This window comes from Variovorax sp. JS1663, assembly GCF_002157355.1.
GTDB lineage: Bacteria > Pseudomonadota > Gammaproteobacteria > Burkholderiales > Burkholderiaceae_C > Variovorax.
In genome coordinates this window covers 105,704-120,676 of record NZ_LYMK01000003.1, presented here as the reverse complement: position 1 = coordinate 120,676, position 14,973 = coordinate 105,704, and the positions used below count along the sequence as shown (strand labels likewise).

The 14,973-nt window shown below is 69.7% G+C and carries 13 protein-coding genes; 4 read left to right on the top strand and 9 right to left on the bottom strand.

The window, feature by feature from the left end:
• The first annotated feature begins 208 nt into the window (after positions 1–208).
• Together A8M77_RS04285 and A8M77_RS04280 are read left to right on the top strand one after the other, a co-directional pair.
• Positions 209–808, top strand: coding sequence for an ATP-dependent Clp protease proteolytic subunit (locus tag A8M77_RS04285; RefSeq protein ID WP_086920310.1), 600 nt, complete (start codon positions 209–211; stop codon positions 806–808).
• 37 nt (positions 809–845) lie between these two features.
• Positions 846–1,616 (top strand): class I SAM-dependent methyltransferase, encoded by a 771-nt coding sequence (locus A8M77_RS04280; protein ID WP_086920309.1) that lies wholly within the window; start codon positions 846–848, stop codon positions 1,614–1,616.
• Between the two features lie 16 nt (positions 1,617–1,632).
• On the opposite strand, the gene A8M77_RS04275 is transcribed toward A8M77_RS04280, so the two are convergent.
• A complete protein-coding gene (locus A8M77_RS04275; RefSeq protein ID WP_086920308.1) occupies positions 1,633–2,958 on the bottom strand; it encodes an NAD(P)/FAD-dependent oxidoreductase in 1,326 nt (441 codons plus the stop codon).
• A gap of 73 nt (positions 2,959–3,031) precedes the next feature.
• On the opposite strand from A8M77_RS04275, the gene A8M77_RS04270 reads away from it, so the two are divergent.
• Both A8M77_RS04270 and A8M77_RS04265 read left to right on the top strand, forming a co-directional pair.
• A complete protein-coding gene (locus tag A8M77_RS04270) occupies positions 3,032–4,279 on the top strand; it encodes a cation:proton antiporter domain-containing protein (protein ID WP_086920307.1) in 1,248 nt (415 codons plus the stop codon).
• 119 nt (positions 4,280–4,398) lie between these two features.
• The gene (locus A8M77_RS04265; protein WP_086920436.1) at positions 4,399–4,737 is read left to right on the top strand and encodes a hypothetical protein; all 339 of its coding nucleotides are present in this window, start codon (positions 4,399–4,401) and stop codon (positions 4,735–4,737) included.
• 22 nt (positions 4,738–4,759) lie between these two features.
• On the opposite strand, the gene A8M77_RS04260 is transcribed toward A8M77_RS04265, so the two are convergent.
• The 8 genes from A8M77_RS04260 to A8M77_RS04225 all read right to left on the bottom strand — a co-directional run bounded on the left by A8M77_RS04260 (position 4,760) and on the right by A8M77_RS04225 (position 14,589).
• Positions 4,760–6,232 (bottom strand): NAD-dependent succinate-semialdehyde dehydrogenase, encoded by a 1,473-nt coding sequence (locus tag A8M77_RS04260; protein WP_086920306.1) that lies wholly within the window; start codon positions 6,230–6,232, stop codon positions 4,760–4,762.
• Positions 6,233–6,255: 23 nt separating this feature from the next.
• Positions 6,256–7,344: a tartrate dehydrogenase gene (locus tag A8M77_RS04255; RefSeq protein ID WP_086920435.1), complete on the bottom strand. Its 1,089-nt coding sequence runs from the start codon at positions 7,342–7,344 to the stop codon at positions 6,256–6,258.
• 11 nt (positions 7,345–7,355) lie between these two features.
• Positions 7,356–8,990 carry an ABC transporter ATP-binding protein gene (locus tag A8M77_RS04250; RefSeq protein ID WP_086920305.1) on the bottom strand — a complete coding sequence of 545 codons (1,635 nt, stop codon included), beginning with the start codon at positions 8,988–8,990 and terminating at the stop codon, positions 7,356–7,358.
• A complete protein-coding gene (locus A8M77_RS04245; RefSeq protein WP_086920304.1) occupies positions 8,990–9,895 on the bottom strand; it encodes an ABC transporter permease in 906 nt (301 codons plus the stop codon). The genes A8M77_RS04250 and A8M77_RS04245 overlap by 1 nt, the downstream gene beginning before the upstream one ends.
• A 15-nt stretch (positions 9,896–9,910) precedes the next feature.
• Complete coding sequence (locus A8M77_RS04240; RefSeq protein WP_086920303.1) at positions 9,911–10,867, bottom strand: ABC transporter permease; 957 nt, start codon at positions 10,865–10,867, stop codon at positions 9,911–9,913.
• A 40-nt stretch (positions 10,868–10,907) separates the two neighbouring features.
• Entirely contained in the window at positions 10,908–12,527 is a 1,620-nt protein-coding gene (locus A8M77_RS04235; protein ID WP_086920302.1) for an ABC transporter substrate-binding protein, read from the bottom strand.
• Positions 12,528–12,596: 69 nt separating this feature from the next.
• Positions 12,597–13,889 carry an NAD(P)/FAD-dependent oxidoreductase gene (locus tag A8M77_RS04230; RefSeq protein WP_086920301.1) on the bottom strand — a complete coding sequence of 431 codons (1,293 nt, stop codon included), beginning with the start codon at positions 13,887–13,889 and terminating at the stop codon, positions 12,597–12,599.
• 34 nt (positions 13,890–13,923) lie between these two features.
• Positions 13,924–14,589 carry a haloacid dehalogenase type II gene (locus tag A8M77_RS04225; RefSeq protein WP_086920300.1) on the bottom strand — a complete coding sequence of 222 codons (666 nt, stop codon included), beginning with the start codon at positions 14,587–14,589 and terminating at the stop codon, positions 13,924–13,926.
• Positions 14,590–14,973: the final 384 nt, after the last annotated feature.

Genomic DNA, 14,973 nt, shown 5'->3' with positions numbered 1-14,973 from the left:
GGCGCCTGGAGGGACGGGCCTCGCGTGACAGCGATTGCGAAAGTCGGTGTGACAGCGTGGTCCCATCGTAGCCGGCGACGCCGCGCCTGACGATCCCGCCTTCATGCGATGCCGCCCGCGCGCTGCAGCGCAGGCGGCGCCGCGTTAAGCTGTCCGGCACGCGGGCCACTGGCGACTCCGCCATCGCAACGCGTAGCGAAGGAACACCATGGAAACCCCTGAAGAAGACGCACCGGGCGGCGCACCGGGCGAGTCCCGCGCCAGTTCCTACCTGGAGGAGAAGGCTTTCAAATCGCGCACGTTGCTGATCTTCGGCACGATCACCGACGTCGCGGCACGCGACGTCACGCGCCGGCTGATCGCGCTGGATGCCGACAGCGACGCGCCCATCGACGTGCTGGTGAGCTCGCCGGGCGGCCACCTGGAGTCGGGCGATGCGATCCACGACGTGGTGCGCTTCATCGCGGCGCCGGTGCGCATGATCGGCACCGGCTGGGTGGGCAGCGCGGCCACCCACCTGTACCTGGCGGCGCCACGCGAGCGCCGCTTCTGCCTGCCGAACACGCGGTTCCTGATCCACCAGCCCAGCGGCGGCGCCGGCGGGCCGGCCAGTGACATCGCGATCCATGCGCAGGAGATCATCAAGGCCCGCGAGCGCATCGCCCGAACCATCGCGCGCGAGACCGGCAAGTCCTTCGAGGCGGTGATGACCGACATCGAGCGCGACCGCTGGCTCTCCGCGGAGGAAGCGGTCGAGTACGGCCTGGTCTCGCGCATCATCGAGCGCAAGACCGAACTTCAGGGTTGAACGCGGTCCCCGACAAGGGCATGCCTATGATGGCCCGATGAACGCCACCCCAGAACCCCGCCCCGCCCCGGGGCACGTGCAGATGCCCCACGCGCCCCTGCCGGCCTACTACCGGGACGAGGCAGAACACCAGCGCTACCTGCGCCGCATCTTCGACGAGACGGCCAGCGACTACGACCGCATTGAGCGCGTCCTGGCGCTGGGCACCGGGCCCTGGTACCGGCGGGCGGCGCTGCAGCGCGCGGGCCTGGCTGCCGGCGACAGGGTGGTGGACGTGGGCATCGGCACCGGCCTGCTGGCGCGCGAGGCCTGTGCGCGGATCGGCGCGGCCGGCAGCCTGGTGGGCGTCGATCCGAGCCCGGGCATGCTGGCGCAGGCCACCCTGCCCGGTGTGCAGCTGCGGATCGGGCGGGCCGAGCAGTTGCCGTGCAGCGACGGCGAGGCGGATTTCCTCAGCATGGGCTACGCCTTCCGGCACGTGTCCGACGTCGGCCAGGCGTTCGCCGAATTCCGCCGGGTGCTGCGCCCCGGCGGCCGGTTGCTCATCCTCGAGATCAGCCGGCCTGAAAGCGCGCCGGCCAACGCGCTGCTCAAGGCCTACATGCGCATCGTGGTGCCCGTCATCGCCCGCCTGGTCGCGCGCGAGCGGGCGACCTCCGAGCTGTGGCGCTACTACTGGGACACGATCGAGGCCTGCATCGCACCGGCCCAGATCGTCGCCGCGCTGGAAGCGGCCGGCTTCGAGGCGGTGCGGCGGCACACGGAGCTCGGCATCTTCTCCGAGTACAGCGCCGTCAAGCCTTCTTGATCCTCGTCGCCGGCGCTCAGTCGGCCTTCATGATCGTCTCGCCGCGCAGCGCGCCCATGTCGCGGATGTTGAAGCGGTGGCGCTTCCAGCCGGCATAGGTGCGGCGCCAGTTGAGCACGGAGACGACGTAGTAGACGACCTTGAACATCCAGAGCGAGCGCCGGTAGGCCGGGCCGTGGTGGATGTCGGCGGCCAGCAGGGACATCAGGCCCTGCTTGATCTTGAACACGTTCTTCGGGTGCATGAACATGTCGCGGATGGTCGGATTCGTGACGCGGTAGATGAACCACGAATAGTCGCGCGGTCCCAGCCGCATGCGCTGCTCCAGCGCCGCCCGTGCCGCCGGCAGCTCGGCCGGCCGGTCGAGCGCGGTCTGCACCAGCTGCGCGCCGTCGAAGGCGCTCTGCATCGCCAGGAACACGCCGGAGGAGAACATCGGGTCGATGAAGGTGTAGGCATCGCCCACCATCAGGTAGCGCTCTCCGGTGGCATGGGTGCTGGAGTAGGCGAAGTTGCCGGTGGCATGCACCTTGTCGTCGACCAGCGTCGCGTCCTTCAGCCGGTCGTGCAGCGCCGGGCACATCGCGATGGTGTCGAAGAAGTAGTCCTTCAGCGGCTTGTCGCGTGCTTTCAGGTAGTAGGCCCAGCACACGGCGCCGACGCTGGTCGTGCCGTCCGCCAGCGGGATGAACCAGAACCAGCCGTGGTCGAACCAGCAGATGCTGATGTTGCCCTCGCGCCGGCCTTCCAGGCGCCGCGCGTTGCGGAAGTGGCCGAAGAGCGCGGTGCTGTTGTGGTCCGGGTTCCTGGTCTTGCACTTGAACTTGTTGGCCAGCACCGTGTCGCGGCCGCTGGCATCGACGAGGAAGCGCGTGCGCCAGGTGCGGCGGTCGCCGTCGTCCAGCGTGGCCTGCACCGTGGCGCCGGTCGCGTCGAATTCGATGTGGCCCACCTTCGCACCTTCGAGGGCCTGGGCACCGGTCCTGGCCGCGTGGCGGAACAGCAGTTCGTCCAGCTCCGAGCGGCGCACCTGCCAGGCCGATGCCTTGCTGGGGTCCCAGCCTTCGGAGAAGTCGACATAGCTGCAGTAGTCGAGGTCGGGCGGCACGAACTCGATGCCGAACTTCGGCATGCCGATCTTGTCGACCTCCTCGCGCACGCCGAGCCGGTCGAACAGCTCGACATTGCCGGGCAGCAGCGACTCGCCGATGTGGAAGCGCGGGTGATGCTCCTTCTCGAGCAGGACCACGCGGCGCCCTTCCCGCGCCAGAAGCGCGGCGATGGTCGAGCCCGCGGGCCCGCCACCGACGACGAGCACATCGCATTCCTGAACTGCTTGCATGGGGCGGCTTCTCCTGAGGGCTGGTTCACGCAGGACTGGGATACTACGTCGCTTCGACATCACGCCGGCAGCCATGTCCCTCGCCCTTCTTCTGCTGCAGCTCGCCATCATCCTGGTCACCGCGCGCCTGTGCGGCCTGGCGCTCCGGGCCCTCGGGCAACCGATGGTCATCGGCGAGATGGCCGCCGGCATCCTGCTGGGTCCCATCGTGTTCGGCGCCCTGTTCCCGGAATGGCACCGGCAGCTGTTCCCGCCCGCCTCGCTGCCCGGCCTGGCCTCGCTCGCGAACATCGGCGTGGTGCTGTTCATGTTCATCGTCGGCGCGGAGCTGCGCGCGCCCAGCGGCATGGGCGCCATGTTGAGCGCGGCGAGCCGCGTGGCCCTCTGCAGCATGGTGCTGCCCATGGGGCTCGGGATCGCCATCGCGCCCGCGCTCCACCCGGCGCTGGCGCCCGCGGGCGTCGCGTTCTGGCCGTTCGCCCTGTTCATGGGCGTGGCGCTGTCCATCACCGCGTTCCCGGTGCTGGCCCGCATCCTCAAGGACCGCAAGCTCACCCGCACGCGGATCGGGCAGCTGTCGCTGGGCGCGGCCGGCATGGTGGACGCGCTGGCGTGGATCCTCCTGGCACTGGTCGTCGCGCTGGCCAGCGCCGGCGCCGGGCTGGCAGGCTTCCTGCGCATCGCCCTGGGCCTGCTGCTGATGGTGGGCGTGGTCTTCCTGGCGGTGAAGCCGCTGCTGGCGTGGTTCCTGCGCGTTCACGCGCCGGACGGGACCCCTTCGCCGATGGTGCTGGCGACGCTCGTCATCGGTATGCTCGTGTGCGCGATGCTGACCGAATGGCTGCACCTGCACGCCGTCTTCGGCGCCTTCCTGTTCGGCATCGCCCTGCCGCGCGACGACCGGCTGCTCCACGCGCTCAGCGAGCGCATCGAGCCGCTGTCCGTCGTGATCCTGATGCCGATCTTCTTCGCGCTGGCCGGCCTGGGCACCAGCGCCGGCGCCTTCGGCGATGCCGCGCTGGGTGCGCTCGGCCTCATCCTGCTGACGGCGAGCGTCGGCAAGATCGTCGGCGGCGCGGCCGGCGCGCGCATGAGCGGCTACGGCTGGCCCGAAAGCCTGGCGACGGGATCGCTGATGAATTCGCGCGGCCTGATGGAGCTGATCGTCATCAAGGTGGGGCTCGATACCGGCCTGATCGGCGCGGAGCTGTTCACCATGCTCCTGGTCATGGCGCTCGTCACCACCGCGGCGACCGGGCCGCTGCTGTCGCTGATCGCGTGGCGCAGGCCGGCCGCGGTGGACCGAAACACGGCTTCATGATCGACACACCTGCACACAATTTCGGTGCGGGGAAGCGACAGATCACGCACCGCCCAAGGCCTCCCCTCGCGGTCGCGTGAGGGTCGCCTCCCGGCTTCCGATAAGGTGGAGGCATGGCCATGAACAAGCCCCTGCTGACATTCCTCGTCCTCGCCGCCTCCTGCGCGGCGGCCCTCGCGCAAGCGCCCAAGGTCCCGCTGGAAAGCAACGACGAAGGCGCGATCTACGTCAGTCCCAACCTGTCGCCGACCGAGAAGTCGGCGACCGCGAACGGCGGCACGCTGGGCGTGCAGAACAAGGACGGCAGCGGCGCCTACGGCGGCGTCGACACCTCGAACGGACGCCCGAACTACTCGCTGGGCGCAAGCACGGGCGGCAGCGTCTCCTTCTCGGCCGGCGCGCACTCGGACGGGAAGGACAACAAGGGCGTCAAGGCGGGGGTGACGATCCGCTATTAGTGCCTGCCCGGTGCTGAAATGGTCAGGAGAGCTGCCCCTGGCAGAGGTACTTGATGTGCACGTAGTCGTCCAGGCCATGCACCGAGCCCTCGCGGCCGTAGCCTGAAGCCTTCACGCCGCCGAATGGCGCGGCCTCCGCCGCCAGTGCGCCTTCGTTGATGCCCACGATGCCGCTCTCCAGCGCTTCGGCCACGCGCCAGATGCGACGCACGTCGCTCGCGTAGAAGTAGGCGGCCAGGCCGAAGGGCGTGTCGTTGGCCGCGGCGATCACCTCGGCCTCGTCGCCAAAGCGCGTGATCGGCACCACCGGTCCGAAGGTCTCCTCGCAACTGCAGGCCATGGTGGCGTCGGCGTTCACCAGCACGGTGGGCGCGTAGTAGTGGGGGCCGAGTTCGGCCAGGCGCCTCCCGCCGGTGAGCACCCTGGCGCCTTTGGCGAGCGCGTCCTGCACATGCCGCTCGATCTTCTCGACGGCACGCGCGTTGATCATCGGCCCGATCTGCGACGCAGGGTCGCTCGCCGGACCCACCTTCAGCGCGCCCACCCGCCCTGCCAGCTTGTCGGCAAAGGCGTCGTGCAGGCGCTCGTGCACGAACACGCGGTTCGGGCACACGCAGGTCTGGCCGCCGTTGCGGAACTTGGCGGCCATCAGGCCGTCCACCGCCGCATCGAGATCGGCATCGTCGAACACGATGAAGGGGGCGTTGCCGCCCAGCTCGAGCGAAAGCTTCTTGAGCGTGTCCGCCGAGCGGCGCGCCAGGTGCTGGCCCACGGGCGTGGAGCCGGTGAAGCTGATCTTGCGCACGCGCGCATCGTCCAGCCACACGTCCACCACCTCGGGCGTGCGTTCGCGAGAAGCGGTGACGATGTTGATCACGCCCGCCGGCACGCCGGCCTCCCGGGCCAGCCTGACCAGGGCCAGCGAGGTCAGCGGCGTGTCCTCGGCGGGCTTGCACACCACGGTGCAGCCCGCGGCGAGCGCTGGGGCGATCTTGCGCGCGATCATCGCGGCCGGGAAGTTCCACGGCGTGATGGCGGCGACCACGCCCACCGGCTCCTTCAGCGCGAACATGCGCCGGCCCGGCACCGGCGCCGGAATGACCTCGCCATTGGCACGCGTGGCCTCTTCGGCAAACCACTCGATGTAGCTGGCCGCGTAGGCCACCTCGCCCCGCCCCTCGGCCAGCGGCTTGCCCTGCTCGCGCGAGATCAGCCGACCCAGGTCCTCCTGGTGCGCCATGACCAGGTCGTTCCAGCGCTTGATGATCTGGGCACGCTGCTTGGCGGGCACGGCGCGCCATGTTGCGAAGGCGGCATGCGCGGCATCGACGGCTGCGCGCGCATCGGCCGCGCTGCCGTCGGGCACGCTCGCGAACACGCTGCCGGTGGCAGGATCGCTCACGTCGAGGCGGCGCGCATCGCTCGCCTCGCGCCATTCGGCGCCGATCAGTTGCTGGCCGGGCATCAGGTCCTGGCGTTCGAGAGTCAGTGTCATGGTCGTTCGTGATGTGCGTGTTGTCAGGCAGCGGCGATGCGCTCGGCGATGGCCGTGCCCACCTCGGTGGTCGAGGCCGTGCCGCCCAGGTCGCGGGTGCGCGGTCCCTCGCGCAGCACCGCCTCGATGGCCGCGAGGATCGCGTCGTGCGCGGCGCGGCCCGCGCCCTGCCCCTGCGTGAGGAAGTCCAGCATCAGCGCGCCCGACCAGATCATGGCGATCGGGTTGGCGGTGTTCTGGCCGTAGATGTCGGGCGCCGAGCCGTGCACCGGCTCGAAGAGCGACGGGAACTTGCGATCCGGATTGAGGTTGGCCGAGGGCGCCAGGCCGATGGTGCCGGTGGTCGCGGGCCCCAGGTCGGAGAGGATGTCGCCGAACAGGTTGCTCGCCACCACCACGTCGAAGCGCTGCGGCTGCAGAACGAAGCGCGCCGACAGGATGTCGATGTGCTGCTTGTCGACGGCCACCTCCGGATAGTCGCGCGCGATCGCGTCGGCGCGGCTGTCCCACCAGGGCATGCTGATCGCGATGCCGTTGCTCTTGGTGGCCACCGTCAGCTGCTTTTTCCCGCGCGCCCGGGCCAGCTCGAAGGCGTACCGGAGCACGCGGTCGGTGCCGTGGCGCGAGTAGACGGACTCCTGGATCACGATCTCGCGCTCGGTGCCCTCGTACATCACGCCACCGAGCGAGGTGTACTCGCCCTCGGTGTTCTCGCGCACCACCAGGTAGTCGATGTCACCCGGCTCCCGGCCGGCGAGCGGACAGGGCACGCCTTCGAACAGCCGCACCGGCCGCAGGTTGACGTACTGGTCGAACTCGCGCCGGAACTTCAGCAGCGAGCCCCACAGCGACACATGGTCGGGCACCGTGGCCGGCCAGCCGACGGCGCCGAAGTACAGCGCGTCCACGCCCTGGAGCTGTGCCTTCCAGTCGTCCGGCATCATCTGGCCGTGCTGGGCGTAGTAATCGCAGCTGGCCCAATCGATGGAACGGCAATCGAGCTCGAAGCCGAAGCGTGCCGCCGCGGCCTGCACCACGCGCAGGCCCTCGGGCATCACTTCCTTGCCGATGCCGTCGCCGGGAATCAGCGCGATGCGGAAGGTGGGGGTCATGTCGGTCTCCTTCATGCGGCCGCTCCGGCAGCGGCAGCGCGGTCGACGTCATCGAGCCAGCCGCGGCGCAGCTCGGGCACCGAGCGCGCCAGCAGCTCGTAGTAGGGATGGTGCGGCCCGCGCTCGTAGTCGCAACGCGCCACCTGGGCCAGCTTGCGGCCGTGCTGCATCACCACGATCTCGTCGCACACCGCGCGCACCGTGTGCAGGTCGTGGCTGATGAAGAGGTAGGAGACGCCGAGCTCGCGCCGCAGCTCCGCCATGAGGTCCAGCACCGCCGCGCCGACCACGGTGTCGAGCGCGGAGGTCACCTCGTCGCACAGGATCAGGTCGGGCTCGGCCGCCAGCGCGCGCGCCAGATTGACGCGCTGCTTCTGCCCGCCCGACAGCCCGCCCGGCAGCCTTCCGGCCAGCGAGTGCGGCAGCTTCACCAGGTCCAGCAGCTCGCGGATGCGGCGCTTGAGCGGCTCGCCGCCGAGGCCCTTGTAGAACTCCAGCGGCCGCGCCAGGATGCGCTCGATGGTCTGCGAGGGGTTGAGGGCCGTGTCGGCCATCTGGAACACGATCTGGATGCGGCGCAGCTCGTCCTTGTCGCGCTGCTGCAGCGCGGGCTCGAGCGCGCGGCCTCGGAACAGGATCTTGCCGTGGCTGGGCTTGATCAGCCCGGCCACCGCCCGCGCCAGTGTCGTCTTGCCCGAGCCGGACTCGCCGATCACGCCGATCGCCTGGCCGCGGTAGAGCTTGAGATCGATGGCCTCCAGGATCGGCTTGGCCGGGCGGCCCTGCGCATCCACCGGGCCGTAGCCGGCCGAGAGCTGCTGCACCTCGAGCAGCAGCTCGGCCTGGTCGTTCGCCGCCCGCCCCGATTCGCGCACCACCGGGCGCGCGGCGGCCAGCAGGCTCTTCGTGTAGTCGTCCTTCGGCGCGGCGAGGATCCGATCGGTCGCGGCCAGCTCGCGCATGCAGCCGCTGCGCAGCACCAGGATGTGGTCCGCCATCTGCGCCACCACCGCCAGGTCGTGGCTCACGTACACCGCGGTCGCGCGGCGCTCGCGCACCACCCGGCGGAAGGCGCGCAGCACCTCGATCTGCGTGGTCACGTCCAGTGCCGTGGTCGGCTCGTCCAGGATGACCAGGTCGGGCTCGCCGATCAGCGCCATCGCCGCCATCAGCCGCTGCAATTGCCCGCCGGAGACCTGGTGCGGGTAGCGCGCGCCGATGGTCTCCGGATCGGGCAGCGCCAGTTCGCGGAACAGCTGCACCGCCCTGGCCTCGGCCTCGGGCCGCTTGCACAGGCGGTGGATCACGGTGGGCTCCACCACCTGGTCCATGATGGTCCGCGAGGGGTTGAAGGAGGCCGCCGCGCTCTGCGCGATGTAGGCCACCGTGCGGCCGCGCAGAGCGCGCTGCTGCGCCGCATCGAGCGCCAGCACGTCGATGTCGCCGATGCGCACGCGCCCCCCCGCGATGCGGCAGCCTTGGCGCGCGTAGCCCATCAGCGCCAGCGCGGTGGTGGTCTTGCCCGAGCCCGATTCGCCGATCAGCGCCAGCACCTCGCCGGGCTTGACCGAGAAGCTCACCGGCTCGACCAGCGTCTGCGCGCCGGCCATGATGTGCAGGCCTTCGACTGTGAGAGGTGCTCCCATCAGCGTGCTCCTTTGTCGCGGGCGCCGCGGCCCGGCAGGTTGTCGATGACGAGGTTGACCGCGATGGTCAGGCTCGCGATGGCCAGCGCCGGCACGATCACCGAGGCGCCGCCCATGGCCAGCGCGCCGATGTTCTCGCGCACCAGCGAGCCCCAGTCGGCCGCCGGCGGCTGGATGCCCAGGCCCAGGAAGCTCAGGCTCGCCAGCAGCAGCACGATGTAGACGAATCGCAGGCCCAGGTCGGCCAGCATCGGGCCGACGATGTTGGGCAGGATCTCGCGCAGCATGATGTAGAGCGTGCCCTCCCCCCGGGTGCGCGCCACCGTCACGTAGTCGAGCGCGTTGATGTTGACGGCCAGCGAGCGCGCGATGCGGTAGGCGCCCGGCACGTAGATGATGCCCGCCATGACCACCAGCATCGGCACCGAGGAGCCGAAGCCCGCCACCATGATCAGCGCGAACATCTTGCTGGGGATCGCGGTGAGCGTGTCCAGGCCGCGGCTGAGCAGCGCATCGATCCAGCGGCCGCTGGCAGCGGCCAGCAGTGCCAGCACGGTCCCGGTGCCGCTGGCCAGCAAGGTGGCGACCAGTGCGACCCCGACCGTGTAGCGCGCGCCCTCGATGATGAGCGCCAGCATGTCGCGGCCGAGGTAGTCCGTGCCGAGCCAGTGCGCCGCGCTCATCGGCGCGAAGACGGCCGAGGTGCCCGTGGGATCCGTCCGGTGCGAGAGCAGCCAGGGTCCGAGCAGCGCGGCGAGCAGCCAGAACAGCAGCACTGCGAGGCCGAGCAGGCCGGAAGGGCCGAAGCCCGACAGCCAGCGCAGTGCACTGCGCCGCTTCCGGGGCGGCGGCGCCGCCGCGGTGGCGGCCGCGTTCACGGCCGATGGGGATGTAGACGATTCCATGGTCCCTGCCTCTTTTCAGCGGTGCCGCAGCCGGGGGTTGGCGACGATGCCGCAGATGTCGGCCGTCGTCACCAGGATCAGGTAGGCGCAGCAGAAGATCATGGCGCAGGTCTGCACCAGAGGCATGTCGCGCTGCGAGACGCCGTCGACCATCAGCTTGGCGATGCCCGGATAGTTGAAGATGGTCTCGACGATGATCACGCCGCCGAGCAGGTACGACAGGCTCAGTGCCACCGCATTGGCGATCGGGCCCACCGCGTTGGGCAGTGCGTGCGCCAGCACCATCCGCATCGGCGAGGCACCCTTGAGGCGCACCATCTCGATGTAGGGCGCTTCGAGCTGGTCGATGACCGCGGCGCGCGTCATGCGCATCATCTGCGCGACGATCACGCAGCACAGCACCATCACCGGCATGGCGAAGGCGCGCAGCAGCTGCCCGAGCGACTCGATGTCGTTGACGAAGGAGAGCGCCGGCAGCCAGCGCAGCTTGACCGCGAAGACCAGCACCGCCAGCGTCGCGACCAGGAATTCCGGCACCGACACCACGCCGACCGCCGCCGTCGAGGCCGCACGGTCGAACCAGGAGCCGCGCCAGACCGCCGAGGCGATGCCCAGCGTCAGCGCGATCGGCACGGAGAAGAGCGCGGCAACCGCCGCGAGCAGCAGCGAGTTGGGCAGCCGGCTGCCGACCAGTTCGGCCACCGGCACCTGCGTGGCCGTCGACACGCCGGGGTCGCCCTTCACCATGCCGAGCAGCCATTTCAGGTAGCGCTCGGGCGCGGGCACGTTCAGGCCCATCTGCGCCCGCAACGCGGCCAGCGCCTCGGGCGTGGCCTCCTGGCCGAGCTGTTCCTGCGCGGCATCGCCGGGCAGCACGGCGGTGATCGAAAAGACGATCACCGACACGGCGAGCAGCGAAACGAGCGCCAGCGCGATGCGCTGGGCCAGAAGCTTCAGGATGACGTGGTTCATATCGGTCCTCCAGCGCGCGGGACCTGCGGCGGCGCAGGCCTCATGCCTCCAGCCATACGTTCTCGGCGAAGTTGTAGCCCATGAGGCCGCCGAGCGGGATGGGCGACAGGCCCTTGAGCTTGGCGCTGTGGCCATCGATGCTCGCCAGGAACAGCGGGATGCCGATCCCGGCTTCCTGGTGGATCATGGTCTGCATGTCGGCATACATCTGCTTGCGCTTGGCCAGGTCGGTCTCGGCGCGCGAGGCCAGCAGCAGCTGGTCGAACTTCTCGCTCTTCCAGCGCGACTCGTTCCAGGCGGCACCCGACTGGAAGAACTGCGTCAGCAGCACGTCGGCGCTCGGGCGCGGGTTGACGTTGCCGAAGCCCACGTGGCTGTTGAGCCAGTGGTTGGACCAGTAGCCGTCGGCCGGCATGCGCTTGATGTCGAGTTCCAGCCCGGCGCGCTGCGCGGCCTGCTGCAGCATCACCGCGATCTCCACCGAGTAGAGCGCCGCCGGCGACACCACCACCGGCACCTTGCCGCCCACGCCCGCCTTCTGCAGGTGGAATTTCGCCTTCTCCGGGTCGAAGGGCCGCTGCGGCAGGCCGGCGAAGTAGAAGCGGTTGGTCGGGTCGATCGGCTGATCGTTGGCGACCACGGCGTAGTCGAGCGCGATGGTCTTCTTCATCTGCTCGCGGTCGAACAGGTGCTTCATGCCGAGCACGAAGTCCGGATTGGCGCCCGGCCCCACGTCCTTGCGCATCACCAGGTCAGAGTACTGGCCGGACTGCGTGACGAAGATGCCGTAGCCGGGCGTGCCCTTCACCCGCTCGACCGAGCGCGGATTGACCGAGCCGACCAGGTCCATGCCGCCGGACAGCAAGGCGTTGACGCGCGCGCTCTCGTCGCCGATGCCCACGAACTCGATCTCGTCGAGGTAAGGCTTGCCGGGCTTCCAGTAGGCATCGTTGCGCACCACCAGCGAGCGCACGCCGGGCTTGAACTCCTTGAGCTTGTAGGGCCCGGTGCCGATGCCGGCGTTGAAGTCGGTCGTGCCTTCCTTGACGATGTGGAAGTGGAAGGTGCCGAGGATCACGGGCAGGTCGGCGTTCGGCGCGCTCAGCACCACCGTCACCTCGTTCGGGCCGCTGGCCTTCACGCTCTCGATCTGGTCGGCCAGCACCTTGGCCTTGGAGGCGGTGGCCGGGTCCTTGTGGCGCATGATGGAGAACGCCACGTCGGCCGGGGACAGCGCCTTGCCGTCATGGAAGCTGACGCCCTTGCGCAGGGTGAAGACCCAGGTCTTCGCGTCGCGGGTATTGAAGGACTCGGCCAGCGCGGGCTGCGGCGTCAGGCTGCCGTCCAGCGAGGTCAGGCCGTTGTAGATCATGTTGCAGCGCGAGTAGTCGGTCTGGTTCGACTGCTTGGCCGGATCGAGCGTATCGGTGGCGGCGGCGGTGGCGCCCGCCACCCGGATGCGGCCGCCCTTGCGGGGCGTCTGCGCATGCGCGGTCATCGCGGTAGCGGCCAGGCTTCCGGCCAGCGTGGCCTGCATGCCGCCGGCCATCAGCATCGCAAGGATGTCGCGCCGGTTGGCGCCGCGCCGGAGCGAATCCATCACGCGCAGGCTTTCGCGCGGACCGACAAGATGGGCCAACGGGTTGTGGTTGTCGCTCATGGTGTGTGCTCCTGGGTAGACCTGTGGTTGTGGAAGAAAACGTGGGTGGAGGAATCGTTGCGCGGCGGCTCAGCCAAGACGGTCCTTGAGCCGGTAATACAGGCCCACCGCCGGCAGGAACCACGGCGGCCCGAAATGCCCGGGGATGGCGCGCCAGTCGCGGTCGCGCCACGGGTTGGCCTCGGCATCGCCGGCCATCACCGCGGCCATGCGCTGGCCCATGTGGACCGACATCTGCGTGCCATGGCCGCTGTAGCCCATCGAGTAGTAGAGGCCGTCGCGTTCGCCGGCATGCGGCAGCCGGTCCTGCGTCATGTCGACCAGACCGCCCCAGCAGTAGTCGAGGCGCACGTCTCGCAACTGCGGGAAGGTTTCGGCCAGCCCGGCGCGCAGGATCTCGCCGCTGGCGGCATCCGACTGCGGGCTCGAGACGGCGAAGCGCGCCCGTCCGCCGAAGACCAGCCGGTGGTCCGCGGTCAGCCGGAAGTAGTGGTGGATGTTGGCCACCGTCACGTAGGTGCGGCGCGCCGCCAGCAGGGCCTGCGCGCGCCCGGCGCCCAGCGGCTCGGTGACCACGATGAAGCTGCCGATCGGCACGATGCGCCGGCGCAGCCAGCCGAAGCTGCCGTAGCCGCCGTGGCGGCTGGCGCCGGTGGCCAGCAGCACCTGCTGCGCCTCGACCGTGCCGCGCGCGGTATGGAGCCGGTGCGCATGGCCGCCACCCAGGCGCTCGAGGCGCTGCACCGGCGTGGCGGTGTGGATCTGCGCGCCCTGGCGCTCGGCCGCCGCCGCCAGGCCCTGCGCGAAGCGGCCCATGTGCATCTGGCCGCTGCGCTTGTACAGCAGGCCGCCGTGGAAGCGCTCGCTCTGCACCTCGGCGTGCACGCGCGCGGCGTCCAGGATCTCGACGTCAGTGTCCACGCCGTCGGCCATCAGGCGCTCGGCGCTGCGCTGGAGCGCGGCCATCTGGTTCGGCCGGGTGGCGAGCTTGAGCTTTCCGTGACGCAGGAAGTCGCAGTCGATCGCTTCCTCGCGCACCAGGCGCTCCACCGTGTCCACCGCGTCGTCGTAGGCGTGGTACCAGGCGCGGGCGCGCGCCATCCCCACCTTGGCGGCGACATCGGCATAGTCGACCGCCAGGCCGTTGTTGACATGCCCGCCGTTGCGCCCCGAGGCCTCCGCGGCGACGCGCTCGCCGGCCTCGAGCACGACCACGCTCGCACCGCGCCGCGCCAGCGCCAGCGCCGCGGACAGGCCGGTGAAGCCGCCGCCGATGACGGCGACGTCGGCCCGGGCCGGCAGCCCGGCCCGGTGGCCTGCGAAGGCCGGCGCCGAGTCGGTCCAGTACGAATCGAGCTTCATGAGGTGGGTCGGACGCATGGGCGGGGCCGGAAGATCAGAGGCCGACGACGCCGGGCAGGCCGCCGATGTCCTTGATCTCGACATAGCGGTAGGCGGGATTTCCCGGCCCATGGCCGCGGTTGACGAAGACCTTGTTCACGATGCCCAGGTCGTCGGCCGACATCAGGTCGTAGCGCAGGCTGGAGGAGACGTGCAGCACATCCTCCGGGTTGCAGCCCAGCGAGTCGAACATGTACTCGAAGGCCTTCAGGCGCGGCTTGTAGGCCTGGGCCTGCTGCGCGGTGTAGACGCGGTGGAAGGGCGCGCCCAGCATCGCCACGTTCTTCTGGATCTGGTCGTCCGAGGCGTTGGACAGGATCACCAGCGGGATCTCCTTCGCCACCTTCGCCAGGCCGGCCGGCACGTCCGCATGCGGGCCCCAGGTGGGCACCGCGTCATAGTACTTCTGCGCCTCGTGGTCGAGGTACTGGATCTTCCACTTCCTGCACAGGCGCCGCACCGCGTTCTTCAGCACCACCTCGTAAGGCTGCCAGTCGCCCAGCACTTCGTCGAAGCGATAGGCGGTGAAGTCGGCGACGAACTGCTCCATCTGCTCGGCCGGGATACGGTCGGCGAACATGTCGCGCGCCAGATCGCCCATGCGGAAGCGCGTGAGGGTGCCATAGCAGTCGAAGGTGATGTACTTGGGACGGAAGCTCATGGTCTCGGATCCTCGTGTGTATGTGCCGGCTGCCGGCCGGGTCGGGTCGCTGGCTGCTGCATGGCTTGCGACAAATTCATGACGAAGCGATTGCAGCACGCGGTGGCGCAGGGGATGTAGGGAAATGGGGGCGTCGCGCACGATGAAGCTGCGGTTTGCAGGGGTGGCGACGGCATGCCATGCGGTCTGCCCTGCGGACGTGCGGCCATGCACCTTCGTGTGCCGCAGCAAGACCCGTGGGCACGCTCTTGATGCGCGATCCACGCGCAAAGCAGATTCTTCTTTCCGCACGCGAACAACAGCATCGTCATTCGCATGGCCGCATCGTTCCGGCATCACCCGATGCGTGCCCGCGCCTACGATCGGTCGCATGCTCCCGCGCAA

Coding starts and splice junctions, on each gene's coding strand:
- A8M77_RS04285 (WP_086920310.1), top strand. CDS start 209: ATGGAAACCCCTGAAGAAGACGCACCGGGCGGCGCACCGGGCGAGTCC.
- A8M77_RS04280 (WP_086920309.1), top strand. CDS start 846: ATGAACGCCACCCCAGAACCCCGCCCCGCCCCGGGGCACGTGCAGATG.
- A8M77_RS04275 (WP_086920308.1), bottom strand. CDS start 2,958: ATGCAAGCAGTTCAGGAATGCGATGTGCTCGTCGTCGGTGGCGGGCCC.
- A8M77_RS04270 (WP_086920307.1), top strand. CDS start 3,032: ATGTCCCTCGCCCTTCTTCTGCTGCAGCTCGCCATCATCCTGGTCACC.
- A8M77_RS04265 (WP_086920436.1), top strand. CDS start 4,399: ATGAACAAGCCCCTGCTGACATTCCTCGTCCTCGCCGCCTCCTGCGCG.
- A8M77_RS04260 (WP_086920306.1), bottom strand. CDS start 6,232: ATGACACTGACTCTCGAACGCCAGGACCTGATGCCCGGCCAGCAACTG.
- A8M77_RS04255 (WP_086920435.1), bottom strand. CDS start 7,344: ATGACCCCCACCTTCCGCATCGCGCTGATTCCCGGCGACGGCATCGGC.
- A8M77_RS04250 (WP_086920305.1), bottom strand. CDS start 8,990: ATGGGAGCACCTCTCACAGTCGAAGGCCTGCACATCATGGCCGGCGCG.
- A8M77_RS04245 (WP_086920304.1), bottom strand. CDS start 9,895: ATGGAATCGTCTACATCCCCATCGGCCGTGAACGCGGCCGCCACCGCG.
- A8M77_RS04240 (WP_086920303.1), bottom strand. CDS start 10,867: ATGAACCACGTCATCCTGAAGCTTCTGGCCCAGCGCATCGCGCTGGCG.
- A8M77_RS04235 (WP_086920302.1), bottom strand. CDS start 12,527: ATGAGCGACAACCACAACCCGTTGGCCCATCTTGTCGGTCCGCGCGAA.
- A8M77_RS04230 (WP_086920301.1), bottom strand. CDS start 13,889: ATGAAGCTCGATTCGTACTGGACCGACTCGGCGCCGGCCTTCGCAGGC.
- A8M77_RS04225 (WP_086920300.1), bottom strand. CDS start 14,589: ATGAGCTTCCGTCCCAAGTACATCACCTTCGACTGCTATGGCACCCTC.